The following is a 23,359-nucleotide window of genomic DNA, read 5'->3' as shown; positions in this document are numbered from 1 at the left end:
GAGCGGTCACCGGTGCGCTCCGCGCACGTGCCAGACTGCGCCCGGTGATCACCCGATCTGACGCCATCGCCGCCCTCGCCGCCGAGGAGTTCGACGTCGTCGTCGTCGGTGGCGGCATCACCGGGGCGGGCTGCGCCCTGGACGCCGCGGCCCGCGGCTACTCGGTCGCGCTCGTCGAGAAGGCCGACTTCGCCAGCGGCACGTCGAGCCGCTCGTCCAAGCTCGTGCACGGCGGACTGCGGTACCTGCAGAACTTCGACCTCGGGCTCGTCCGCGAGGCGCTCCTCGAGCGCCAGCTCAACGTCAAGCTCGCGCCGCACCTCGTCAAGCCGCTGCCGCTCGTCGTCGCCGCCTTCGACGGGCAGCGCCCCGACCGTCTCGTCGGCGTCGGGCTGAACCTCTACGACGTGATGTCGGTCGACAAGATCCGCGGCCGCGTCGGTCGCCGGGGCACGATCCCGGCCGGCGCCGAGTCGGCCACCGACCTCGACGGGGACGGCCTCGCCGACTGGGCGCCGGACCGCCACCGCATCATCAGCGGGGAGGAGGTCGTCGAGCGGCTGCCCGCGCTCGCCGGGCGCGAGCCGACCTCCGGCTACCTCTTCTACGACTGCCAGACCGACGACGCCCGCCTCGTCCTCACCGTCCTGCACGAGGCCGAGCGCTTCGGCGCGGTCTGCGCGAACGGCCTGAACGTCACCGAACTGCACGAGGAGGGCGGGCGCACCCGCGGCGTCCACGTCGAGGACGTCATGAGCGGCGAGCGGTTCACCGTCCGCGCGACGAACGTCATCAACGCCACGGGCGTATGGGCCGACCGCCTGCGCCCCGACGAGCTCCACGACGAGGCCGAGGTCCCGCGGATCGCCCCGTCGCGCGGCACCCACATCACGCTCCGTCACGACCAGATCCCGCTCATCAGCGGTGCGATCGTCCCTGCCGGCGGCGGCCGCACGATCTTCGCCCTGCCGTGGCTCGGCGGCACGCTCATCGGCACGACCGACAACGACTACGACGAGTCGGCGACGCCGAACGGGCTGGACCACATCGCGCCGGACCCGGGGGACATCGAGTACCTCCTCGACGCGACGAACAGCTACTTCGGGTCGAGCCTCACGCCGTCGGACCTCACCGGCGCCTTCGCCGGCGTCCGCCCGCTCATCTCCACCGGCGACCCGAAGAAGTCGGTCGACATCTCGCGCAAGGCCGAGCTCTACGAGACGTCCAGCGGCATGATCACGATCACCGGCGGCAAGCTCACGACCTGGCGGCGGATGGCGAAGATGGCCGTCGACCGGCTCGTCGAGCGCGATGCCCGCGACGCCCCGTGCCGCACGCACGAGATCCCGCTCGGGCAGAGCGTCGCCGTTGAGGACCTGCCGCGGCTGGAGGGCGTCCCCGAGGGGGCCTACGCCCAGCTCGCCGGCCGGTACGGCCACGTGGCGCATGAGGTCCTCGCCATCGCCGCCGAGCGCGGTGAGCTCGCGCAGCCGGTCGTCCCCGCGGTCGAGGGGCAGGACACACCGGTCGACATCCTCGCCGAGGTCGTCCACGCGGCCCGCCATGAGCAGGCCCGCACGGTCGGCGACGCCCTCCTGCGGCGCACGCGCCTCGGCCTCACCGCGGCGCGCGTCGTCGCGGAGCCGTCGGGGGAGGCCGCCCGCCGCGTCGCGGCCGCGATGGCCCCGGAGCTCGGCTGGGACGAGGCCCGCGTCAGCGCCGAGGCGGACGCCTTCCTGCTCGAGGCTGCGGCAGAGGGGATCGTCACCGGCTGACCGCACGCTGACGCACGGTGACCGCGGCGGCGCGCGCCCGCCGCATCGCCGCGTAAGTTGCCGGGTTCAAACACCCGGCCCCGTCCGCCCGACCGACCGCAGGAGTGCCCGCCCAGATGCGCGCCCGCCCCACCGCCAGCCTCGCCACCGTCGTCCTCGCCTCCGTCGCGCTGCTGCCCGCCGCACCGGCGCAGGCGGCGTTCTTCCCCGGCGAGGCGATCGACGGAGGGGCAGGCCTCAAGCGCGTCGGCGACGTCGACGTCGCCCGCGACGGCAGCGGCGCCGTGACCTACGTCAAGAGCGACGGCGGCGTCGACCACATCTACGTCGCACGGCTCGTCAGCGGCGTGTTCCAGGCGCCCGAGCGCGTGGACGGCGGGCTCGTGCCCGCCGGGTCGGACCCCGAGGTCGCGGTCGCCGACGGCGGGCGGACCGCCGTCGTGTGGGTCACCTCGGGCCAGGTCTTCGCGGCGGTCCGCGGCGCCGGCGCCCCCGGCTTCTCGGCCCCGCAGATGATCTCCGCCGGCACCGCCCCGTCCGTCGACATGTCGATCAACGGCGTCGCCTACACGTCCTTCACGGCGCCGGGCGCCTCGGCCGCCGACGTCCGCATCGCCCGCCTCGAGCGCGACGGCACGGCCTTCACCGAGCTGCCCGACACGCTCGACATCAACCCGGGGGAGGACGCCGGCACCGGCGGCGGCACGAGCGACGTCGTCGTCTCCGCGGACGGGACCGCCGTCGTCGTCTGGGGCGAGGCGGGGCACGTCTTCGGGCGCCGGGTCTTCGAGAACCGCATCTCCGCGGCGCCGCAGGACCTCAGCGTCGACTCCCTCGGCGGCCACGCCGGGAACGTCCAGAGCGCGACCGACCCGCACATCGACATCGAGGACGACTCGAGCTTCGCGTGGGTGACCTTCCGCGAGACGTTCGACGACGGCATCCCGCACACGGTCGCGCGGCGGCTCGTCGGCTCCCAGTTCGAGGCGCCGACGCAGGTCGACGGCGTCGGCTTCGGCGGGGACCAGGCGAACACGTCGAACGTCGCGATGAACGGCCGCGGCGAGGGGCTCGCCGTCACCGGCACCGCGGCGCAGACGACGCAGGTCTCGCTCCTGCACGACGACACGTTCTTCGCGGCGCAGCACGTGAACCAGCCCAACAACGTCGCGCCGCGCCCGGTCGGCGACTTCGCGGAGAACAACGACGGCTACGCCGCGTGGTTCCAGGGCACCTCGGCCCAGGCCGCGACGGTGCAGGCGGTCGCCTACGACGTGTCGCTCGCGAAGCGCACGGTCCCCGCGCCGGGCCCCGTCACCGACCTCGCGAACCCCGACTTCGGGCCTGTGGATCCGGCGGCCGGCCTCGACATGGCGGTCGACCGCGTCGGCGATGCCGCGGCCGTGTTCGTCCAGGGCACCGGGGACGGCCGCAAGCTCATCTTCAGCGGCTACGACCGCACCCCGGGGATCTTCACGAACTCGACGACCCGGCGCTTCCGGGACCTGTCGCGCCCGGTGCTCGCCTGGTCGCCGTCGTTCGATCTCTGGGGTCCCGTGACCTACTCGGTCGAGGTCGACGGGGTCGTCGTCGGGCAGACCCAGGCCACCCGGCTGCCGCTGACCACCCCGCTCGCCGACGGCGTCCACACGATGAAGGTCACCGCGGCCGACCGCCACGGCCAGACGTACGTCACGAAGCCGACCGCGGTGAAGGTCGACACGCTCGCGCCGACGCTGTCCTTCTCGGTGTCCGGGGTCCGGGCGAAGGGCCGCAGGCAGACCGTGAAGGTCCGCGCGACCGACCCCGCCGCGCCGGCCGGGCGCGCCTCGGGGCTCGCTCGCGTCGTCATCGACTTCGGTGACGGGGCGCGCGCGAAATCGCGCCAGGCCGCCCATGCGTACCGACAGGGTGGAGCCCACACCATCCGCGTCAGCGCGACCGACCGCGCCGGGAACGTCACCGTCGTGAAGCGCGCCATCACGCTCAGGAAGAAGCCGAAGAAGTCGTGACCGACACGACGTTCTCGGTCCGCGTCCCGGGGGGCACGCTCGAGCTCACCCCGGGCCGGCCGGCCCTCATGGGGATCGTCAACGCGAACCCCGACTCGTTCTCGGACGCGGTGCGCCTGACCGCGCTCGACCAGCAGGTCGAGCACGCCCGGCGCCTCGTCGCCGACGGCGCGTCGATCATCGACGTCGGCGGCGAGTCGGGCGTGACGTACACCGGCGTCACCGCCGAGGAGGTCGAGATCGAGCGGGTCGTGCCGCTCGTCGAGCGCCTCGCGGCCGAGGGCATCGTCGTGTCCGTCGACACGTGGAAGCCCGCCGTCGCCGAGGCGGCCATCGTCGCGGGCGCCGCGATCCTCAACGACGTCAGCGGCCTGCGCGACGAGCGCCTCGCGGAGATCTGCGCGCGCACCGGGGCCGCGCTCGTCGTCATGCACACCCGCGCGGTCCCGAAGCAGGAGCACTTCCACGACTACGCGGGGGACGTCGCCGGCGACGTCGTCGCCTTCCTGCAGGAGAGGGTCGCCGTCGCCCGGGCCGCCGGGGTCCACGACGAGCAGCTCATCCTCGACCCCGGCCCCGACTTCGCCAAGACCCCCGCCGAGACGGTGCAGTCGCTCCACGCGATCGACACCGTGAACGCGCTCGGCCGGCCGGTCCTCCACGCGATCTCGCGCAAGTACTTCGTCGGCGCGATCACGCGGCAGCCCCCCGCCGAGCGCGGGGCCGGGACGCTCGCCGCGGCGGGCTGGAGCGCCGACCACGGGGCCGCGATCCTCCGCGTCCACGACGTCCGCGCGGCGGCCGACTTCCTCGCCGTGAAGGCCGTCCTCGACGGCACCGCGCCGATGCCCGACTTCGACGCGGACGACGACGCGCTGAAGTGGATCCGGGCGACGCCGCAGCGCACGGCCTGAGCCGTCCGCGTTAGGGTTGGGGCAGCCGCACGGTCCTTCTCTGGGCCGCGGCGTAGACCAGATCCGTCGCCGGCCGCTGACGACAACGCGGCCGGGGGCTCACCGACAGGAGAACCACCACATGTCCGTCTTCACCCGCGCCGCCCTCGAGGGCAGCCCGCTCGCCGACCTGCACACGATCGCCGGCGAGATCGGCCTCGACGGCTTCCGTCGCCTGCGCAAGGCCGACCTCGTCGACAAGATCCTCGACGTGACCGGCGGCGACAGCGCCCCGGCCGCCGAGGAGGCCGTCGAGGAGAAGCCCGCGCCCCGGGCCCGCCGCTCCCGCAGCCGCGCGACGCGTGACGCCGACCCGGACGAGGCCGCTGACGCCGACGCCGACGCGCCGGCCGCCGCCCCGAAGGCCGACGCCGACGCGGACGACGACGAGGAGCCCAGGCGCCCGCGCCGCTCGCGCGGCGGCCGTGGCCGTGGCCGCGCCGCCGCGGAGGACGCGCCGGCCGAGGAGACCCCCGCCGCGGAGGAGCCCGTCCGCGCCGGCCGCGGGGGCCGCAGCCGCGGCACCGAGAGCACGGAGGAGGAGCAGGTCGCCGAGGGCGTCGTCGAGGTGCTCGGCAACGGCTCCGGCTTCCTCCGCGTGAGCCCGCCCGACCCGTCCGACGACGACGTCTACATCTCGGCCGCCCAAGTGCGCCGCTGCGAGCTCGTGTCCGGTGACCGGATCGCGGGCCCCGTCCGCCCGCCGCGGCGCTCGGAGCGCTACCCGTCGCTCGTCCGCATCGACAAGATCAACGACCGCCCCGCCGACGAGGTCGCCGAGGGCACGCCGTTCGACGAGCTGCCCGCGACGTTCCCGACCGAGCGGTTCGCGCTCGGCAGCGACGACGCGACGCTCACGGCGATCGAGTGGCTCACCCCGATCGGCCGCGGCTCGCGCGTCACGATCACCGGCGCCTCACGCGCGGGCAAGACCGAGACGCTCCAGCGGCTCGCCGGTGCCCTCGCCGCGCAGGAGGGCGTCGAGCTCTCGCTCGTGCTCGTCGGCGTGCGCCCCGAGGAGACGCAGGTCGCGCCCGACGGCATCACGCCCGTCGCCGGCCTGAGCTTCGCCGCCAGCGCCGACGCGCAGGGGCAGGCGGTCGAGCGCGCGATCGACGCCGGGCGCCGCGTCGCGGCCCGCGGCGGGCACGCGCTCGTCCTCATCGACTCGCTCAACGGCCTGCACCCGACGGCGGCACGCAAGGCGCTTGCCGCCGCCCGTGCGATCACCGGCGGCGGAACCCTCACCGTCATCGCCACGAGCACGCACGCGCTCGGCGGGGAGACGACGGTCATCGCGCTCGACGAGGCGCTGACCTCGACCGGCCGCCTGCCCGCCCTCGACCTCGTCAAGAGCGGCACCGTGAAGCTCGAGCTGCTCGTCGGTGAGGACGGCGCCAAGGCCGTCACCGCCGCCCGCGCCTCCGCGCTGGAGGGCTAACCGCCGCCGCGGGCCGAGGGCGCAGCGCCGCACGTGCTGCGCCCTCGCTCGTGAGCACCCAGTGCCCCGCAGGAACGGTCTAAGAGAGTTCTTAGCTTTCGTTCCAATCCGCGTCAGCGAGTCCTATATTGGCGCGCAGACCACGTGCTGGCAGCCGGGCGCGGCGTAGGGCAGCGGACCGGCGAGCACCCGTTTGGAGGTACCTTGCTCGCTGACACCACCCGCCTGCGCCGAGAGCTTCAGCGCACGCTCCCGACCCGTCCGTTCGCCGTCGAACTCTGGGACGGCACGCGCGTCCCCGCGACGAGCGACAACGGGCACCCGACCTTCCGGGTCCGCTCGCCGCAGGCGCTCGCGCACGTCCTGCGGTCCCCGAACCAGCTCGGCATCGGCCGCGCGTACGTCAGCGGCCACCTCGACGTCGACGATCTCGACGGTGCGCTGCAGGTCGTCACGGGGTGGGACCCGCCGCCCCTCGAGCGCGCCGACCAGGTCCGGCTCGGCCTCGCGCTCGCCCGCGCCACGGGGATCGCGCGGCCGCCCGAGATCCCCGAGATGGAGATCCGGCAGCAGGGCGCGCTGCACTCGATCCTCCGGGACAAGGAGGCCGTCGCCTTCCATTACAACTCGGGCAACGCGTTCTTCCAGACGTTCCTCGACGACTCGATGACCTACAGCTGCGCGATCTTCTCGCGGGGCGCCACGACGCTCGAGGAGGCGCAGGCGACGAAGCTCGAGCTCGTGTGCACGAAGCTCGCGCTGCAGGCCGGTCAGCGGGTGCTCGACGTGGGCTGCGGCTGGGGCGCGTTCGCGATCCACGCCGCCAGGCACCACGGCGTGAGCGTCCTCGGCATCACGCTGAGCGAGGAGCAGGCGGCGCTCGCCCGTGAGAAGGTCGCGGCGGCCGGGGTGTCCGACCGGGTGGAGATCCGCCTCGCGGACTACCGCGAGCTCGCCGAGCAGCCGTTCGACGCGATCTCGAGCATCGGGATGGTCGAGCACGTGGGGGAGACGCAGATCGACGCGTACGCCCGGCAGCTGCACCGGCAGCTGAAGCCCGGCGGGCGGCTGCTGAACCACGGCATCGCGCAGCTGCAGCGCGGCGAGTTCCAGACCCCGGGGCCCTTCAACGAGCGCTACGTCTTCCCCGACGGCGAGACGCTGCCGCTGTCGCGGATCGAGCTCGCGCTCGAGCGGGCCGGCTTCGTCACCGAGCACGTCGAGAACTTCCAGCACGACTACGCCGAGACGCTGCGTCACTGGATCGAGCGGTACGACGAGCACTACGAGGAGGCCGAGCGGCTCGTCGGCTCCGAGCGCGCGCGGGTCTGGCGGCTCTACATGCGGGCGGCGCGCAACGGCTTCGAGAACGGCTTCACCGGCATCTACCAGGTGCGCTGCTCGCGGCCCTGAGGGGCCGCGCCGTCGTCAGGAGGAGGCCGGGCTGTACGCCACGCGGCGCCAGCTCGGCTCGGGGGCGAGCTCGACCGGCTCGCCGCCGCGGTCCGGCTGCACGTAGGCGAAGACGTTCGCCTCGGCGTCGAACCGGATGTCCAGCTCGCCCTCCTTCACCCGCTGGTCGAGCCAGGCGGAGCGGAAGACGAGGCGGCGCAGCCAGTGGACGAGGCTGCGGTCGCTCGGGCCGACGAGGTCGGGCCAGCAGTCGTTGACGTGCTCGCCGAGCTCGGACGCCGGGTCCTGGATCTCGCCGTTGACGGCGAGGTTCACAAGGTCCTCGAGCTCCCCCTCGTCGAGGCGGCCGCCGACGAACCCGAGCTTCACCCCCGCCTGCTCGCAGCGCTCGGCGAAGTCACGTTCGTTGAACGTGAAGCGGAGCTCGCCGTACTCGAGGACGAAGTCCTCTCCTGAATCGTAATTGCCGCGTCTGGTGTCTTCCATGAAGGCGTGAGAGCATGACCTCGCGGGGCGGGATGCCCAGCGCGGCGGTCAGCGCCGTCGGCATCCTATGGCGGATCCCTCCCCACCCGGACGTGGTGCAAGGGGAGTTGCACCCGGAAGCGGCTCTCCAGCCCGGTTAGGGTCGTCGCATGGAGATCGACCTGTCCGGCCGCGTTGTCGCAATTACCGGTGCATCGTCGGGGATCGGCGAGGCGACGGCGATCGCGTGCGTCCAGGCGGGGGCGGCCGTGGCCCTCGCGGCGCGGCGCGGGGACCGCATCGACGCGCTCGCCGCGCGGATCAACGACGAGGGCGGGACGGCCGTCGCGGTCCCCACCGACGTGGGTGACGAGCGGCAGGCGCGCGCCTTCGTCGAGCAGGCCTACGAGCGGCTCGGCCGGCTCGACGCGCTCGTGAACAACGCGGGGGTGATGCTCCTCGGGGCGGTCGAGGGCGCCGACACCGAGCAGTGGCGGCGGATGATCGACGCGAACCTGTACGGCGTCCTCTACTGCTCGCACGCCGCCCTGCCCGTCATGCGCGCCCAGGGCGGCGGCCACATCGTCAACGTCTCCTCGGTCGCCGGGCGGATCGCGAGCGCCGGCTCGGCGGTCTACAACATGACGAAGTGGGGGGTGAACGGCTTCAGCGAGGGGCTGCGCCAGGAGGCCCTCCACGCGGGGATCCGGGTGACGATCGTCGAGCCGGGCGCCGTCAGCACCGAGCTCATCGGGCATAACAGCGACGCGATCCAGACCGCGGCGGCGTCGCGGTTCGCCGGGGTGACGCCGCTCACCGCGGAGGACGTGGCGAACGCGATCGTCTACGCGCTCGAGCAGCCCGAGCACGTCTCGATCAACGAGATCCTCGTCCGCCCCTCGCGCCAGGAGCGCTGAGCGGGCGGCCGACGGGTCGCCCGAGGGGGGCGAGAACGCGCCCCCGCGCCCTAGTAAGGGCATGATCGACGACGCGCGCAGCACCATCCTCCTCATCGAAGACGACCCGGCGACCCGGACGTTCCTCGCCGACAACCTCACCGCCGACGGGTACGAGATCCGCGTCGCCGGCAGCGTGCGCGAGGGCGTGCACGAGCTGCGCACGCAGTTCCCGGACCTCGTCGTGCTCGACGTCGGGCTCCCCGACGGCTCCGGCCTCGACCTCGTCCGCGCGGTCCGCCGGGCCGACGGCGTCACCGAGCGCGTCGACCCGCGCACGCCGATGCTCGTGCTCTCCGGCCGCAGCGAGGTCCTCGACCGCGTCCGGGGGCTCGAGCAGGGGGCGGACGACTACCTCTGCAAGCCGTTCGGCTACGGCGAGCTGCGCTGCCGGATCGCCACGCTGCTGCGGCGGGCCCAGGACCGCGGGCCGCGCGGGAGCGTCCGCGTCGGCGGGCTCGTCATCGACCCGCTCGCCCGCGAGGTGTGGCTCGACGAGCGGCCGGTCGACCTCTCGCAGAAGGAGTTCGAGCTCCTGCGCACCCTGAGCCAGGACCCGGGACGGGTGTACTCGAAGCAGGAGCTCGTCCAGGCGGTGTGGCAGACGACCTCGCTCGGGTCCTCCCGCACGCTCGACGCCCACGCCTGCCGGCTGCGGCAGAAGCTCGCCGGCTCCGACCAGCGCTTCATCCAGAACGTGTGGGGCGTCGGCTACAAGCTCGTCGAGTCCAGGAGCCGGGCATGAGCACGCTGCTCGGCGTCGCGATCGTCGGCTGGCTCTGCTCCGCGACCCTGGCGCTCGCGACTGCCCGGGGGCGGGCGGCGGCCCTGGCCCGGGGCGAGCATCTCGCCGTCGTCGCCCACGAGCTGCGCGGACCGCTCCAGGCGGCGGACCTCATCCTCGCCGCGGCGGCGCGGGAGACGGCGGACGGCCCGGGTGGCAGCGTCGCGCTCGACGGTGCGGGCGGGGTCCTGGGGGCCCTGGAGGTCGAGCTCGGCCGGCTGCGCCTCGCGGTCACCGACCTCACGCGACCCGGTCCGGCGGGGACGCGGGCGCCGCAGCCCTGGAGCTGCTGCGACGCCGATGCGCTCGTCGCCGACCTCGCCCCGGGCTGGCGCGCCCAGGCCGCTGCGGCGGGGCGTGCCGTCACGGTGCGCCCCGCCGCCGACCCGCTCGGCGCCCGGATCGAGCGGCTGCGACTGGCCCAGGGGCTCGGCAACCTCGTCGCGAACGCGCTCGAGCACGGGCGCGGCGACATCGAGGTGCGCGTCGGCCTGAGCCCCGACGGCGCAGCCGTCCAGGTCGAGGTCCGCGACGAGGGCCCGGGCCTGCCGAGCAGCGTGACCGCCCTCGTCGCGCGGCCGCCCGACCCGCGACGGGCCCGCGGGCGCGGGCTCATGATCGCCGCGCAGATCGCGGCCGACGCCGGCGGGCGCCTCTTCAGCGCGCCCGCGGCGCACGGCACCCGGCTCGTGCTGCGGGTCCCGACCGCCGAGCAGCTCGGCGCGGCCGGGCTCCCCGGCGGCACGCTGCTCCCGAGTGGCCCGCACGCCTCGTGAGCCGCGGTCGCCGCGCGCTCGCGCTCACCGTCCTCTCGCTCGTCCTCGGCGTGCTCGCGGCGTCGGACGTCGCCGGCCGCGAGGCCGCGCTCGACCGCCGCATCGGCCCCGCCACCGCGGTCGTCGTCGCCCGCGTCGACCTGCCCGCGGGCGCCGTGCTCGGACCGCGGGTGCTCGCCGTCCGGCGGCTGCCGGCGCGGTACGCCCCGCGGTCGTCGTTCGGGCGCCCGGGCCAGCTCGCCGGCCTCGTCACCGCGGCGCCCGTCCCGGCCGGGGCGGACGTCACGGCGGCGCTCGTCCGTGATCCCGCCGCCGTCCCGGCCGAGGCCGCGCGCGGCGTGGCCGGCGCCCTGCGGGCCGGGCAGCGGGTCGCCGAGGTCGTCGCCCGTGGGGATGCGCAGCTCATCGGTCCCGGTTCCCGCATCGACCTGCTCGTGACCCGCGAGGCGGCGGACGGCAGCGGCGGGACGACGCTCGCGCTCGAGGACGCCGAGGTCCTGGCGGCGGCGCCGGCGCCGGGCGGTGGCGGCGGGCGGGACGACGGGGCGCCGCGCGTCGCGCTGTCCCTCCGCGTGAGCCTGCGGGAGGCGGTCGCGCTCGCGGCCGCGCAGAACTTCGCGAAGGAGCTGCGCGTGCTCGTCCGGTCCGACGGGGACCGGCGGCGGGGCGCCGAGGGGCTGACCGTGCGCGACGGCGGTGGGTGAGAGGGCGGCGATACGGTGGTCCGGTGCCGCGGCGGCTCGTCACCCTCGTCAGTGCGATCGTCCTCGTCGACACGATGTTCTACGCCGTCGTCGCACCGCTGCTCCCCGCGCTGACCGATGACCTGCACCTCTCGAAGGCCGCGGCCGGCCTGCTCGCCGGGGCCTATCCCGCGGGCACGCTGCTCGGGTCGCTGCCGAGCGGGCTGCTCGCGTCGCGCACCGGTCCGCGGGCGACCGTCCTCGTCGGTCTCACGCTGCTCGCGGGGTCGACGCTCGTCTTCGGCTTCGCGCACGACATCGTCCTGCTCGACCTCGCCCGCTTCGTGCAGGGGCTCGGCGGCGCCTGCTCGTGGGCGGGCGGGCTCGCGTGGCTCGTCGCCTCCGCGCCGGCCGAACGCCGCGGCGAGCTCATCGGGACCGCCCTCGGCTGGGCGATCGGCGGGGCGCTCTTCGGGCCCGTCCTGGGCGCGCTCGCCGACGCGACGGCGCCCGAGGTCGTCTTCAGCTCGGTCGTCGTCTTCGCCGGCGGGCTCGTCGCCTGGGCGCTGACGATGCCGGAGGCGGCGCCGGTCGCGCGTCAGGGCCTCGCGGACGTGCGCGTCGCGCTCGCGCGCTCCGACGTCCGCATCGCGATGTGGCTCGTGACGCTGCCGGCGCTCGCCTTCGGCGTGCTGGGCGTCCTCGGCCCGCTGCGCCTGGACCACTTCGGCTTCTCGAGCGCGGCGGTCGCCGGCACGTATCTCGTCGCCGCCGGCGTCGAGGCGCTCGTGAGCCCGTTCGTCGGACGGCTGTCGGACCGCCACGGCCGGCTGGCTCCGATCCGGCGCGGCCTGGCGGTCGCCGCGGGCCTGCTGCTCCTCGTGACCGTGCCCGCGTCCGGCGTCGTGCTCGCGCTGCTGCTCGTCCTGCTCGCCGCCTCGTTCGGCCTCTTCTGGGCGCCCGCGATGGCGCTGCTGACCGACGTCGCGGACGCGACGGGGCTCGCGCTCGGCTTCGCGTTCGCGCTCGTGAACCTCGCCTGGGCCGCCGGGCAGGTCGTCGGCTCCGGGCTCGGCGGCGAGGCCGCGAAGCTCACCGGCGACGGGGTCCCGCTCGCGGTCGTGGCCGCCGCGTGCGGCGTGACCCTCGCGGCGCTCGGTCGCGGAGCGGTGGTCCGCGAGGTCGCCGCCGCCGGGTGAGGACGGCGACGGGTCCGCGCGGGGCGTGCCCGGCGCGCCGGCGCCCGCGTGCGGGCCCGGGGGCTTGCCCGGCGCGGGGGCACGGCCGTGTGGCGCTACCGTCGGGGGACATGCCCGGCATCCCGCTGTCCCTCCGGCGTGCGGGCGCCGCCGCCGTCGCCCTCGTGGCTGCGGCGGGTCTTCTCGTGGCCATGGCCGGCTGGGGTGGCGGCGGCGGCGGGCCGCCGGCCACCGCGGCGCTGCACGGGCAGCCGGGGCCGCTGACCCGGGCCGGGTGCGCCGGTGGCGGGCCGGCCGCGCGCGAGTTCACGCTCCGGCTGCCGAGCCCCGACGGCGTGCGCACCGCCACGGTTCGCGTCCCCGCGACGGCGGCCGGGCACGCCGCCCCCCTGCTCGTCGCGCTGCACGGTGGCGGGGACACCGGCGCGCAGATGGAGGCGTCGTCCGGGCTGAAGGCGGTCGCCGACGCCGCGGGCTTCCTCGTCGCCTTCCCGGACGCGACGGGCGCGCACCGCTACTGGAACCTCGACGAGCGGCACGGGCCGGACGATGTCGGCTTCGTCGCCGCGCTCGTCGACCGGGTCGCGGCGCGCGCGTGCGTGGACCCGCACCGCATCGTCGCCGCGGGGCTCTCGAACGGCGGCGGCCTGGCGGCGCGGCTGGCGTGTGCGCTCTCCGGCCGGATCGCCGGCGTCGTCGTCGTGGCGGGGACGGTCGCCCACGTCCCCGAGTGCGGGCCCGGACGCCCGGTGTCGGTCCTGGAGATCCACGGCTCCGCCGACCCGCACGTCCCCTACACGGGCGACCCCGCGACGGGCGCCGGCGCGATCCGCGACTGGCTCGCCGACTGGGCCACCCGCGATCGTTGCCCGGGGGCGCCGACCCATCGCACGGTCGGGCGGACCGTGCGCGCCCTCGAATGGGACCGCTGCGCCGACGGCACCCGCGTCGCGCACCTCGAGCTGCTCGGCGGCCGCCACGAGTGGCCGGGAGCCTCGCCGCCGGACCCGGGCCGCCCGCCGTCGCCGATCTCCGCCGCCGCGCAGGTGCGGCGCTTCCTCGCGTCGATCCCGGTGCGGCCGGGCGACCAGGGCTGACCCGGGGCGGGCCTCCGGTTCGGAGAAGCGGCAGGAGGGGGGCGAGGACGCTCCGCCGGGACCTAGTAGGAGCATGGACCCCGCGCCCGCCCCGCTCGACGCCCTCGCCGGACGGCTGCGTGAGCGCCTGCTGACCGGCGCCGAGCCGCCGGACGGCGCCGCGCACGACCCCGCCGAGCGCGTCCGCGCCCTCGTCGACCGGGAGGCGGCGCTGCTTCCGGAGCACCAGCGCGCCGAGCTCGTCCGCCTCGTCGCCGAGCGGTCGTTCGGCCTCGGCCCGCTCGAGCCGCTGCTCGCCGATCCGGCGGTCGACGAGATCATGGTCAACGGCTGCGGCACCGGCGAGCGCGGCCAGGTCTGGGTCGAGCGCGCCGGGCGCCTGGAGGCGACGGGCGTCCGCTTCACCGACGACACCGAGCTGCGCCACGCCATCGAGCGGATCCTCGCGCCGCTCGGTCGCCGCGTGGACGAGAGCACGCCGATGGCCGACGCGCGCCTTCCCGACGGCTCGCGCGTGAACTGCGTCATCCCGCCGCTCGCGCTCGACGGCCCGGTGCTGACCATTCGCCGCTTTCGCCGCCGCGCCTTCACCCCTGAGGGTCTTGTCGCGCGCGGGACGTGGACCGCCCCGCTCGCGGCCTTCCTCGCCGCTGCCGTGCGCGCCCGGCTGAACGTCCTCGTCAGCGGCGGCACCGGCTCGGGCAAGACGACGACGCTCGGCGCGCTCTCGTCGTTCGCCGGCACCGGCGAGCGCATCGTCACGATCGAGGACACCGCCGAGCTCGTCCTGCAGCAGCCGCACGTCGTCCGGCTCGAGGCGCGGCCGCCGAGCGTCGAGGGCCGCGGCGAGGTGACGATCCGCGCGCTCGTCCGCAACGCCCTGCGCATGCGGCCGGACCGCATCGTCGTCGGTGAGGTCCGCGGGCCCGAGGCGCTCGACATGCTCGCGGCGATGGCCAGCGGCCACGACGGCTCGCTCTGCACCGTCCACGCCGGGAGCCCGGCGGAGGCGCTGCGGCGGCTCGAGACGCTCGCGCTGATGGCCGGCGTCGGTCTGCCGCACGCCGCCGTCCGCGAGCACGTCGCCCAGGCGATCGACCTCGTCGTGCACCAGGCGCGGACGGCCGACGGCGGTCGCCGCGTCGTCGCCGTGGCGGAGGTCACGCGGGACGCCGGCGGCGGGGCGCGCGCACGCGAGCTCTATGCGGTGCGCGGCGACCGGGCCCGGTGGCGCGCCGCGCTGAGCCCCGAGCTCGCGGAGCGGCTGGGGGAGTGGACGCCGTGACCCGCGCGACGCTCGCCGCCGCGCTCGCGGGGGCCGCCGCCGTCCCCGCGCTGTGGGCCGCGCTCGGTCTGGCGGAGGAGTCGGCGCTCGCCGTCCGCCTCGGCCGGGTGCTCGCGCCGCTCCGGGGCGCGCGGGCCGGCGCCGAGCGGGTGAGCGGGGTCGAGCGCCGCCGGCTCGTCGCGCTCCTGGCCCTCACCCTCGGCGGCGGCGGGCTGCTCGTCGCCGGCCCGGTCGCCGCGGCGCTCGCCGCCACGGCCGGCCCCTGGGGCACCGGCCGGATCCTCGCCGCGCGGACGGCCCGCTGGCGGCGGGCGATGGCCGAGGGTGCCCCGGTCGCCGCCCGCGCGATGGCCGACGCGCTCGCGGGCGGTCACGCCGTCCGCGGAGCGATCACCGAGGCCGCGGTGGCCGGCGGCGCGGGGCCGGTCGTCGACGCCGAGCTCGCCCGCGCCCGTGCCGCGCTCGCCGTCGGCGCCCCGACGGCCGACGTCCTGGAGGCGCTCCGGCGCCGCGCGCACGGCCCGCAGTGGGACACCCTCGTCGCCGCGATCCTCCTGCAGCGCGACGCGGGCGGCGACCTCGCGGGCCTGCTCCGCGACCTCGCGCACGGCATGGAAGCCGCGCGGCGGGTCGAGGCCGACGCGCGCGCGGCGACCGGCCAGGCCCGCTTCACCGCCGGGACGGTCGCCGCGCTGCCGCTCGTCGCCGCGGCGCTCGCAGAGCTCGGCGCCCCCGGCACCTTCGCGGCCATCGTGCGCAGCCCGCTCGGACTGCTCCTGGCCGCCGCGGCCGCGGTCTTCCAGGTCGCCGGGATGCTCGCGGTCCGCCGCCTCGCCCGGCCGGGTCTGGCCTAGATGGCGGCGCTCGTCCTCGCCCTCGGCGCCGCCGTCGCCGCCGCGCTCGCCGGCGTCGACCTCCTGGACGCGCGGTTCGCGCGGGCCGCCGCGGCGGCGCGCGCGACCACGCTGAACCCCGCCACGACGGATGCGCCGGGCCCCGGGACGCGGGCCACCCGTGCCGCCACCGCGCTCGGCCCGCGCACCCGTCGCCTCGCCGCCGCGCTCGCCGCGGTCGGCCGCCGGGCCGGCCTCCCGGTCCCGGCCCCGGGCGACCTCGAGCGGCGGGTCGCGGCGGCCGGCCTGCCGTCGCCCGTCGCCGTCGCGGACGTCATGGCCGCGAAGGCGGGCGCAGCCGTGTGCGCGGCGGCCGGCGCGATCGTCCTCGTCCTGCCCGCGGCGCCGGGGCGCCTCGGCCCGCTGCTCACGCTCGCCGCCCCGGCGGCCGGCTACCTCGCGCCCGACCTGTGGCTCGCGCGGCGCGCCCGGCGCCGGGCGACGGCGCTCGCTGCAGATCTCCCGGACGTCCTCGACCTCACCCGCGTCGCCGTGGCCGCCGGGTTGCCGGTGACGGCCGCGCTCGCGGCCGTGGGCCGGCGCCGCGGCGGCCCGCTCGCCGCGGAGCTCCACGCCACCGCGTCGCTCATGGCCCTCGGCGTCCCGCGGGCGCAGGCGCTCGACCGCCTCGCGGCACGCTGCCCGCTCCCGGGCGTCCTCGCGCTCGTCGCCGCGATCCGGCGCAGCGACCGGCACGGCACATCGCTGGCCCCCGCCCTCGCGTCGCTCGCCGCCGACGCGCGCGCCGATCGGGCCCGCGCCGTGCAGGACCACGCCGCCCGCGCGGCGCCGAAGATCCAGCTCGCGGTCGCGCTGCTGCTCGTCCCGGCGGCGATGCTGCTGCTCGCCGCCGGGCTCGTGGCGGGGATGACCTGACCGGCGCGCGCGGGGCGCGGCCGGCCTACTTCACGCCGACGACGAGGTTCGTCTTCACCGTGCTGCCCGAGACGTCGCTGCCGGCGGCGAGGGCGGTCAGGGCGGTGAGGTACGGCTCGGCCTTCTTGAACGTCGCGTCGCTGCCGAGGGCGAGCTGGGCGAGCCCGACGAGCGACTTCAGGTCGACGTAGAGGACCGGCCTGGCGCCGAGCTGCGTCGCGGTCGCCTTGAATTGAGGGGCGTCACCGAGCTTCCCGGTCGGCTTCAGCGCCTGCGCGACCGAGGACCCGCCCACGGCGACGACGAACTTCCCGCCGCCGGTCGCGACGATGATCGGGAACGGAAGCTGGGAGATCCTCAGCGAGAAGCCCTTCGCGCCCGTCCCGCTGAACGGCGTGAGCTTCAGGCCCTGCGAGCCGCCGAACTGGCTGATGAGGCGCCGGGCGCTCGCGATGAACGCCGTGGTCTTCTGCTCCGAGCTCGTGTCGACGACGAGCGCTCCACCGATGTCCGCGACGCCCTTGGCCCGGACGAAGAGGCCGCCCTTGCCCATCCACGAGAGGACGTCGCGCTGGAGGTCGAGGCCGGTGAGCGCCGTGAACTGCCCGAGCACGCCGGCGAAGATCCCGCCGAGCTTCTGCACCTGCGCGAGGCCCTGGTCCGCGCGGCTGCCGATCGTCCCGAGGCCGAGCGCGAGGACGGAGTCGTCGGGCAGCGACGCGACGGTGTCGGCCGCCTCGCCGTTCGCCTTGGCCGCCTTGGCACTCGTGACGGTGGTCTGCAGCCGCAGCGCGTCGGGCTGTGCGGTGAGCGTCGCCGTGAGCGGCTTCGCGCTGCCGAGCAGCCCCTGCAGCGAGGAGGCCTGCGAGCCGAGCAGCGGGTTGCTCGACGCTGCGAGGTTCAGGATTCCCGCGGGGTCCGCGTAGAAGAAGCCGAGGGCGTTTGCGCCGGCGTCGGCGCGCGCCTTCTTGAGGTTCACGCTGTCGGCGAGCGCGTCGGCGCCCTTGTCGACGTCGATGACCGCGTGGATCGCGGTCTCGGTCCCGATCGACACGGTGTCCTTCTCGGCGACGGCCGCCTGGTCCTGCGTCGCGTTGTACAGGTACGTGACGCCCTTGTACTTGCGCTCGACGACCTTCTTCGCGCTCTGCTTCAGCGTCGCGATGCCCTTGCCGGTGTCCGTTGCGTCGAGCACGATGACGTAGTCGGGGTGGCGGCCCCGGAGGCCCGTGACGGCGACGCCGACCTTGTCCCCGAGCCAGGGGTCGATGTCCTTCTTGAAGCTCCGCCCGCTGCGGCTCAGCGACTTGTCCAGGAGCGCGACGAGCTGCTGCCCGGGGTCGGCGGTGCCGGTGACCTTCCGCGCCAGCGACTCGACGTTCGTCTTCAGGTCGCCCGTCGGCCGGACGGTCACCTCGCCGTAGAACGCCGCCGTGGCGGGGACGACGGCCGCCGGGTCGGCGTCGCCCTTCCCGCCCGCACTGCTGCTGCCTCCGCCGCACCCGGCGACCGGGACGGCGAGGGCGACGACGGCCCCGGCGAGCGCGAGGCGCGAGCGGCGGGAGGGCAGATGGTGAGGCGTGGACGGCACGAACGGGCTCCTAGCGGTGGGGCGATGAGGGCCGGGGCCTGTGGCGGCGTCCGGCGGAGGTTGGCGCGTGCGTGATGATAGGCGAGGCCGGCGGACGTGCGAGGCACAACTGCGCCACGGCGCCGCGGGTGGGGCCCGTCGCCACGGGCGCCCCGGGTCCTCCACGATGCCCCACCGGGCGGCACACCGAGCGGACGGATCGCCCCGGATCCTGCACCGCGCCTTGCGGGACCGCGATCTGCACCGGAACGTGCGGCGACTGGACGTCTGTTCCCCCACGCTCCCCCACCGGGAGTTCTTCCTGCAAAAACGTACTTTCACGACGGCAAGACCCAACGCCGGGGAGGCGTGGTGGGGAATCGTGTGCAAAAAGGGTTGCTGGGTGGGGGAGAGTGGGTTACCGTGCGCTCAGCGGACCGGGGTGGAGGGGCTCCTCCCACTCCTCCATCCCGGCCCGCGACTTCTTCTCTGGCAGGACGCCGGACGCGACCATGGCCACCTTCCGAGGCACCTTCGACTACACGCTTGACGCGAAGAACCGCCTGACGGTTCCCGCCAAGTGGCGTCCTTCGCTGGCCGACGGCATCGTCCTCTCCAAGGGCACGGCCGACTGCGTCTCGGTGTGGACGCCCGAGCGCTTCGACGCGTACACGGAGACGGCGATCTCGCAGCTGCACGAGCTGGACCCGCGCCGCGACCAGTTCGAGCGGTACTTCCAGGCCAACTCGTACGACGTCGAGCTCGACTCCGCCGGCCGCATCATGCTCCCGGCCTTCCTCATCGAGCACGCGGGCCTCACGAAGGACGTCGTCGTCACCGGCATCCGCACCCGGATGGAGATCTGGGACCGCGCGACCTGGCAGGACTACAACAGCAAGCTCGACATCGCCGAGCTCACCGCGCCCTTCGCGACGAACGTCGTCCCCTTCCCGCCCGCTCCGTCCGCATGAGGCTCCAGACCGTGCCCACCGATCACGTCCCCGTGCTCGCCGGCGAGCTCATCGAGCTCGGCGACCCGCAGCCGGGCCAGACCGTCGTCGACTGCACGTTCGGCGGGGGCGGCCACGCGCGGCTCGTCGCCGACCGGCTCGGTCGCGACGGGATGCTCATCGCCATCGACCGCGACCCCGCCGCCCTCGAGCGCTTCGAGGCGTTCGCGACCGAGGTGCCGTGCGCGACGCGCTTCATCGGCGCGTCCTTCGCGACCGGCCTCGCCCAGCTCGCCGCCGAGGGGCTCCAGGCCGACCTCGTCTACCTCGACCTCGGCATGTCCTCGATGCAGGTCGACACGCGCGAGCGCGGGTTCTCCTACGCCTACGACGCGCCGCTCGACATGCGGATGGACACGACGCAGTCGTTCTCCGCGGCCGACCTCGTCGCGACCTGGGACGAGCGCCGCATCGCGGGGATCCTCCGGGAGTTCGGCGAGGAGCGCTACGCCCGGCAGATCGCGCGGCGCATCGTGAACACGCGCGAGGAGCACCCGATCACGACGACGACGGAGCTCGTCGACGTCATCGTCTCCGCGATCCCGATCCCGGCCCGGTTCGCCGGCGGCCACCCCGCGAAGCGGAGCTTCCAGGCGATCCGCATCGCCGTGAACGACGAGCTGCGCGAGGTCGACGACGCCCTCCCGCTCGCCTGGGACTGCCTGAAGGTCGGCGGGCGCCTGGCAGGGATCTCGTTCCACTCCCTCGAAGACCGGCGCGTGAAGCGCTTCCTGGCCGACCGCGCCCAGGGATGTGTGTGCCCGCCGGACTTCCCGGTGTGCGTCTGCGGGCGCACCCCCGCAGCCGAGCTCGTCACCCGCCGTTCGGTCGTCCCGACGCCCGGCGAGATCGCCGCGAACCCCCGCTCGAAGTCCGCGCGCCTGCGCGTCGCCCGCAAGCTCCACATGGAGGAGTCCGCATGACCCCGCCCACGACCGCACCCGCGCAGCGGGTCCGTTCGGCCGCCGCCCATCCCGCGACCGCACCCCGGAAGCGTGCCGCCGCACCCGCCCGCTCCCGGAAGGCCGCGATGCCTCGCGGCGCCCGCCGCGTCTCCGGGCCCGCCGCCGGGCTCGCCGGCCTCCGCGGGCCGGGCACGCCGTCGTTCGCCGGAGGCGTCGGCTCGGCGGCCCTGCCGCTGGGCATCCCCGCCTACACGCCGCTCGGCCTGCGCATCGCGCGCCGCGCCGCCGGCCTCCAGGACGCCCGCTTCCTCGACCGGCTCATCCGCGGCCGCCTGTGGATCGGCCTCATCGGCGCGATGCTCATCGGGCTCGTCTTCCTGCAGGTCTCGCTGCTGAGCCTCAACACGGGCATCGGCCAGGACATGCAGAAGGCCGCCGTCCTCGAGCGGCAGAACTCGGCCCTGCAGACCCAGATCTCGGAGATGGACGCCGGCCAGCGCGTCCAGGACGTCGCCGCCCAGCAGGGCCTCGTCATGCCGGCCGCGGGGAGCGTCCGCTACCGGACGGCGGGCGCGGTCTCCGCCACGGTCGCCGCCCGCGGCATCGCGAGCCCGTCGGACGCCGCGAAGGCGCGGGTCGCCGACACCGCGACGCCCGCCGCCACCCCGGCCCCCACGCCCGCCGCCACGACGGCCGCGACGCCCGCCGCCACGACGCCCGCTGCCACGACGGCCGCCGCCACCCCGGCCGCCACGCACGTCGCCGCCACGACGCAGCAGGCGCCGGCGACCCAGCAGACCGGGCCCACCGGGGGCGTCTCACCGCCGGCCGCCGGGGCCGCCACCGGCGCCGCGACCCCGCAGGGCTGAGCCGTGTCGCTGCTGGATCGCCGCATCGGGCTGCTCTTCGCGGCGTTCCTGCTCCTGCTCGTCCTCGCCTTCGGGCGGGCGCTGTACTTCGGGACCGTCCGCGGCGGCGCCCTGACGCGCGTCGCCGCGACCCAGCAGGTCGCCGTCGACGTCGTCCCCGCCCGGCGCGGCACGATCACCGACCGCAACGGTGACGAGCTCGCCGTGAGCGAGCAGTCGGCGACCGTCATCGCGAACCCGTACCTCATCAGGAAGGCCAGCCCGGCGAGGATCGCGGGCAAGCTCGCCCCGCTCGTGCACATGGGCGCCGACGCGGTCCTGCGGGCGATCACGAAGCCGGATTCGGGCTACGTCATCGTCGCCCGCCAGGTCCCGGGTGTCGACGCCGACCGGATCAAGGCGCTCGGCATCAACGGGATCAGCCAGGAGCCGAGCGAGCACCGCACCTACCCCCGCGGACTGCTCGCCGGCCAGGTCCTCGGGATCGTCGGCCGGGACGACAACGGGACCACGGTCGGCCGTGAGGGCCTGGAGTACTCGCGCAACCGGGTGCTCTCGGGCAGCGCCGGCAAGGTCCGCACGCTCCGCGACGCGCTCGGCCAGCCCCTCCAGGTCACCGACCTCAAGCAGGCGCGCCCCGGGGCGAAGGTGCAGCTCACGCTCGACGCCGCGATCCAGCAGCACGCCGAGAGCGTCCTCGCCGGGATCGGGGAGAAGTACCGCCCGAAGTCCGCGACCGCCGTCGTCATGGACCCGCGCACGAACGAGGTCCTCGCGATGGCGAACTGGCCGCGCGTCGATCCGAACGACCCGGCGGGCGCCCCGGCCGAGGCCCGTCAGAACCGGGCGGTCGGCTACACGTACGAGCCGGGCTCGACGTTCAAGCCGTTCACCGTCGCGGGCGCGCTCGAGGACCACACGACGACCCCGAGCACGGTCTACGACCTCGCGCCGACGATCACCGTCGCCGACCGGACGATCCACGACGCCGAGGACCGCGGCCCGGAGGCGCTGACGACGGCGCAGATCCTCGCGAAGTCCTCGAACGTCGGCGCGATCACGATCGGCCTCGCGCAGGGCCGTGTGCGCTTCGACCACTGGATCCGGGCCTTCGGGTTCGGCAAGCCGACCGGGATCGACCTCCCCGGGGAGGAGCGCGGCATCCAGCCGAAGGTCTCCCAGTACTCCGGCTCGTCGATGGGCAACCTCCCGATCGGGCAGGGCGAGGCCGTCACCCCGCTGCAGATCGCGACGGCCTACAGCGCGCTCGCGAACGGCGGCATCCTCCGCCGCCCGCAGATCGTCAAGGACGTCGGCGGGGTCCCGGTCCCGCGGCCGCGCGGTCACCGCGTCATCTCCGAGCAGGTCTCGGCCGAGATCCGGCAGATGCTCGAAGGCGTCTTCGCCCCCGGCGGGACCGCCGCCGAGGTCTCGATCCCGGGCTACCAGCTGGCCGGCAAGACGGGAACGGCGAACAAGGTCGACCCGGTCACCCACGAGTACTCGAGCACGAACTACGTCGCCTCGTTTGTCGGGTTCGCGCCCGCGGCGAAGCCGAAGCTCCTCGTGTCCGTCATGGTCGACCAGCCGCAGGGCGCGATCTACGGCGGCGTCGTCGCGGCCCCGGCCTTCGGCGACATCGCGCAGTTCGCCCTGCAGTACCTGCAGATCCCGCCGAAGTAGTCCGACGGGATGCCGCCCCGAGAAGGCTACGATCCGCCGGTGCGCATTCTGGTCGTCGAGGACGAGCCCGCCATCGCCGACTTCGTGCAGCGAGGTCTGCGCGCCGAGGGCCATCAGGTCGAGATCGCGCACGACGGGCCGAGCGGGCAGGAGCGCGCGCTCGGCGGCGACATCGACCTCGTCGTGCTCGACCGCATGCTCCCGGGTCGCGACGGCCTCGAGGTGCTCCGCGCCGTGCGGGCCGAGAAGCCGGCGCTCCCGGTGATCCTCCTCACCGCGCGCGCGGAGGTCGCCGACCGCGTCGAGGGCCTCGACGCGGGCGCGACGGACTACGTCTCCAAGCCGTTCGCGTTCGAGGAGCTCGCCGCCCGCGTGCGCGCCCACCTCCGCGGCCCGGTCCAGGTGAAGACGACCGAGCTCGAGGCCGGCGGCATCCACGCCGACCTGCTCACCCGCGAGGTGACCCGCGACGGGCAGTCGATCCACCTGTCCGCGAAGGAGTTCGAGCTCCTGACGCACTTCCTCCGCCACCCGAACCAGGTCCTCAGCCGCGAGCAGCTCCTCAGCGCCGTGTGGGGCTACGACTTCGACCCGCAGACGAACATCGTCGAGGTCTACGTCGGGTACCTGCGCCGCAAGCTCGCGCTCCCGTCCAGCCCCGCGCCGATCCAGACCCTGCGCTCGGTCGGGTACCGCCTGCGGGCCCGGTAGCCC

Annotated in this window: 21 protein-coding genes; 19 read left to right on the top strand and 2 right to left on the bottom strand. The window is 75.4% G+C overall.

From position 1 onward, the window contains the following. Window positions 1-44 precede the first annotated feature (44 nt). From NBH00_RS17715 to NBH00_RS17695, 5 genes are all read left to right on the top strand, one after another. On the top strand, window positions 45-1,775 hold the full coding sequence (locus NBH00_RS17715) for a glycerol-3-phosphate dehydrogenase/oxidase (protein ID WP_254569924.1): 1,731 nt from the start codon (window positions 45-47) through the stop codon (window positions 1,773-1,775). A gap of 116 nt (window positions 1,776-1,891) precedes the next feature. After that, window positions 1,892-3,787, top strand: a complete 1,896-nt coding sequence (locus NBH00_RS17710; RefSeq protein WP_254569923.1) for a PKD domain-containing protein — start codon at window positions 1,892-1,894, stop codon at window positions 3,785-3,787. Next, the gene (gene folP / locus NBH00_RS17705; protein ID WP_254569922.1) at window positions 3,784-4,701 is read left to right on the top strand and encodes a dihydropteroate synthase; all 918 of its coding nucleotides are present in this window, start codon (window positions 3,784-3,786) and stop codon (window positions 4,699-4,701) included. Before NBH00_RS17710 ends, folP begins: the two co-directional genes overlap by 4 nt. Window positions 4,702-4,822: 121 nt before the next feature. Then, window positions 4,823-6,181, top strand: coding sequence for a Rho termination factor N-terminal domain-containing protein (locus tag NBH00_RS17700; protein ID WP_254569921.1), 1,359 nt, complete (start codon window positions 4,823-4,825; stop codon window positions 6,179-6,181). A gap of 204 nt (window positions 6,182-6,385) precedes the next feature. Next, on the top strand, window positions 6,386-7,594 hold the full coding sequence (locus NBH00_RS17695; protein ID WP_254569920.1) for an SAM-dependent methyltransferase: 1,209 nt from the start codon (window positions 6,386-6,388) through the stop codon (window positions 7,592-7,594). A 15-nt stretch (window positions 7,595-7,609) separates the two neighbouring features. Here the strand turns inward: NBH00_RS17695 and NBH00_RS17690 are convergent, their stop codons facing one another. Beyond that, the gene (locus NBH00_RS17690; RefSeq protein WP_254569919.1) at window positions 7,610-8,080 is read right to left on the bottom strand and encodes a hypothetical protein; all 471 of its coding nucleotides are present in this window, start codon (window positions 8,078-8,080) and stop codon (window positions 7,610-7,612) included. 149 nt (window positions 8,081-8,229) lie between these two features. Between NBH00_RS17690 and NBH00_RS17685 the strand changes: the two genes are divergently transcribed. The 9 genes from NBH00_RS17685 (at window position 8,230) to NBH00_RS17645 (ending at window position 16,608) form a co-directional block, all read left to right on the top strand. Next, on the top strand, window positions 8,230-8,976 hold the full coding sequence (locus tag NBH00_RS17685) for an SDR family NAD(P)-dependent oxidoreductase (RefSeq protein WP_254569918.1): 747 nt from the start codon (window positions 8,230-8,232) through the stop codon (window positions 8,974-8,976). 61 nt (window positions 8,977-9,037) lie between these two features. Then, window positions 9,038-9,760 carry a response regulator transcription factor gene (locus tag NBH00_RS17680; RefSeq protein WP_254569917.1) on the top strand — a complete coding sequence of 241 codons (723 nt, stop codon included), beginning with the start codon at window positions 9,038-9,040 and terminating at the stop codon, window positions 9,758-9,760. Next, complete coding sequence (locus NBH00_RS17675) at window positions 9,757-10,575, top strand: sensor histidine kinase (protein WP_254569916.1); 819 nt, start codon at window positions 9,757-9,759, stop codon at window positions 10,573-10,575. Before NBH00_RS17680 ends, NBH00_RS17675 begins: the two co-directional genes overlap by 4 nt. After that, window positions 10,572-11,279 (top strand): SAF domain-containing protein, encoded by a 708-nt coding sequence (locus tag NBH00_RS17670; protein WP_254569915.1) that lies wholly within the window; start codon window positions 10,572-10,574, stop codon window positions 11,277-11,279. Before NBH00_RS17675 ends, NBH00_RS17670 begins: the two co-directional genes overlap by 4 nt. 23 nt (window positions 11,280-11,302) lie before the next feature. Then, a complete protein-coding gene (locus NBH00_RS17665) occupies window positions 11,303-12,457 on the top strand; it encodes an MFS transporter (RefSeq protein ID WP_254569914.1) in 1,155 nt (384 codons plus the stop codon). Between the two features lie 110 nt (window positions 12,458-12,567). Further along, window positions 12,568-13,554, top strand: a complete 987-nt coding sequence (locus NBH00_RS17660) for a CE1 family esterase (protein ID WP_254569913.1) — start codon at window positions 12,568-12,570, stop codon at window positions 13,552-13,554. Window positions 13,555-13,627: 73 nt separating this feature from the next. Continuing rightward, complete coding sequence (locus tag NBH00_RS17655) at window positions 13,628-14,839, top strand: TadA family conjugal transfer-associated ATPase (RefSeq protein WP_254569912.1); 1,212 nt, start codon at window positions 13,628-13,630, stop codon at window positions 14,837-14,839. Then, entirely contained in the window at window positions 14,836-15,693 is an 858-nt protein-coding gene (locus NBH00_RS17650) for a type II secretion system F family protein (RefSeq protein WP_254569911.1), read from the top strand. Before NBH00_RS17655 ends, NBH00_RS17650 begins: the two co-directional genes overlap by 4 nt. Beyond that, a complete protein-coding gene (locus tag NBH00_RS17645) occupies window positions 15,694-16,608 on the top strand; it encodes a type II secretion system F family protein (protein WP_254569910.1) in 915 nt (304 codons plus the stop codon). 25 nt (window positions 16,609-16,633) lie between these two features. Here NBH00_RS17645 and NBH00_RS17640 read toward each other — a convergent pair whose 3' ends face one another. Continuing rightward, the gene (locus NBH00_RS17640) at window positions 16,634-18,199 is read right to left on the bottom strand and encodes a DUF3352 domain-containing protein (RefSeq protein WP_254569909.1); all 1,566 of its coding nucleotides are present in this window, start codon (window positions 18,197-18,199) and stop codon (window positions 16,634-16,636) included. 491 nt (window positions 18,200-18,690) lie between these two features. On the opposite strand from NBH00_RS17640, the gene mraZ reads away from it, so the two are divergent. Genes mraZ through NBH00_RS17615 form a run of 5 tightly spaced genes read left to right on the top strand, consistent with a single transcriptional unit; the run spans window position 18,691 to window position 23,356 of the window. Beyond that, the gene (mraZ, locus tag NBH00_RS17635; RefSeq protein WP_254569908.1) at window positions 18,691-19,149 is read left to right on the top strand and encodes a division/cell wall cluster transcriptional repressor MraZ; all 459 of its coding nucleotides are present in this window, start codon (window positions 18,691-18,693) and stop codon (window positions 19,147-19,149) included. 11 nt (window positions 19,150-19,160) lie between these two features. Beyond that, window positions 19,161-20,111, top strand: a complete 951-nt coding sequence (rsmH, locus tag NBH00_RS17630) for a 16S rRNA (cytosine(1402)-N(4))-methyltransferase RsmH (protein WP_254569907.1) — start codon at window positions 19,161-19,163, stop codon at window positions 20,109-20,111. Further along, complete coding sequence (locus tag NBH00_RS17625; RefSeq protein WP_254569906.1) at window positions 20,108-20,962, top strand: hypothetical protein; 855 nt, start codon at window positions 20,108-20,110, stop codon at window positions 20,960-20,962. Before rsmH ends, NBH00_RS17625 begins: the two co-directional genes overlap by 4 nt. Before the next feature lie 3 nt (window positions 20,963-20,965). Then, complete coding sequence (locus tag NBH00_RS17620; protein ID WP_254569905.1) at window positions 20,966-22,645, top strand: peptidoglycan D,D-transpeptidase FtsI family protein; 1,680 nt, start codon at window positions 20,966-20,968, stop codon at window positions 22,643-22,645. A 9-nt stretch (window positions 22,646-22,654) separates the two neighbouring features. Next, window positions 22,655-23,356: a response regulator transcription factor gene (locus tag NBH00_RS17615; RefSeq protein ID WP_437126593.1), complete on the top strand. Its 702-nt coding sequence runs from the start codon at window positions 22,655-22,657 to the stop codon at window positions 23,354-23,356. Window positions 23,357-23,359 lie beyond the last annotated feature (3 nt).

The sequence above is a fragment of the Paraconexibacter antarcticus genome (assembly GCF_024220175.1).
Taxonomy (GTDB): Bacteria; Actinomycetota; Thermoleophilia; order Solirubrobacterales; family Solirubrobacteraceae; genus Paraconexibacter; species Paraconexibacter antarcticus.
The sequence above is the reverse complement of the archived record's forward strand: the minus strand, read 5'-3'. Positions and strand labels throughout refer to the sequence as shown.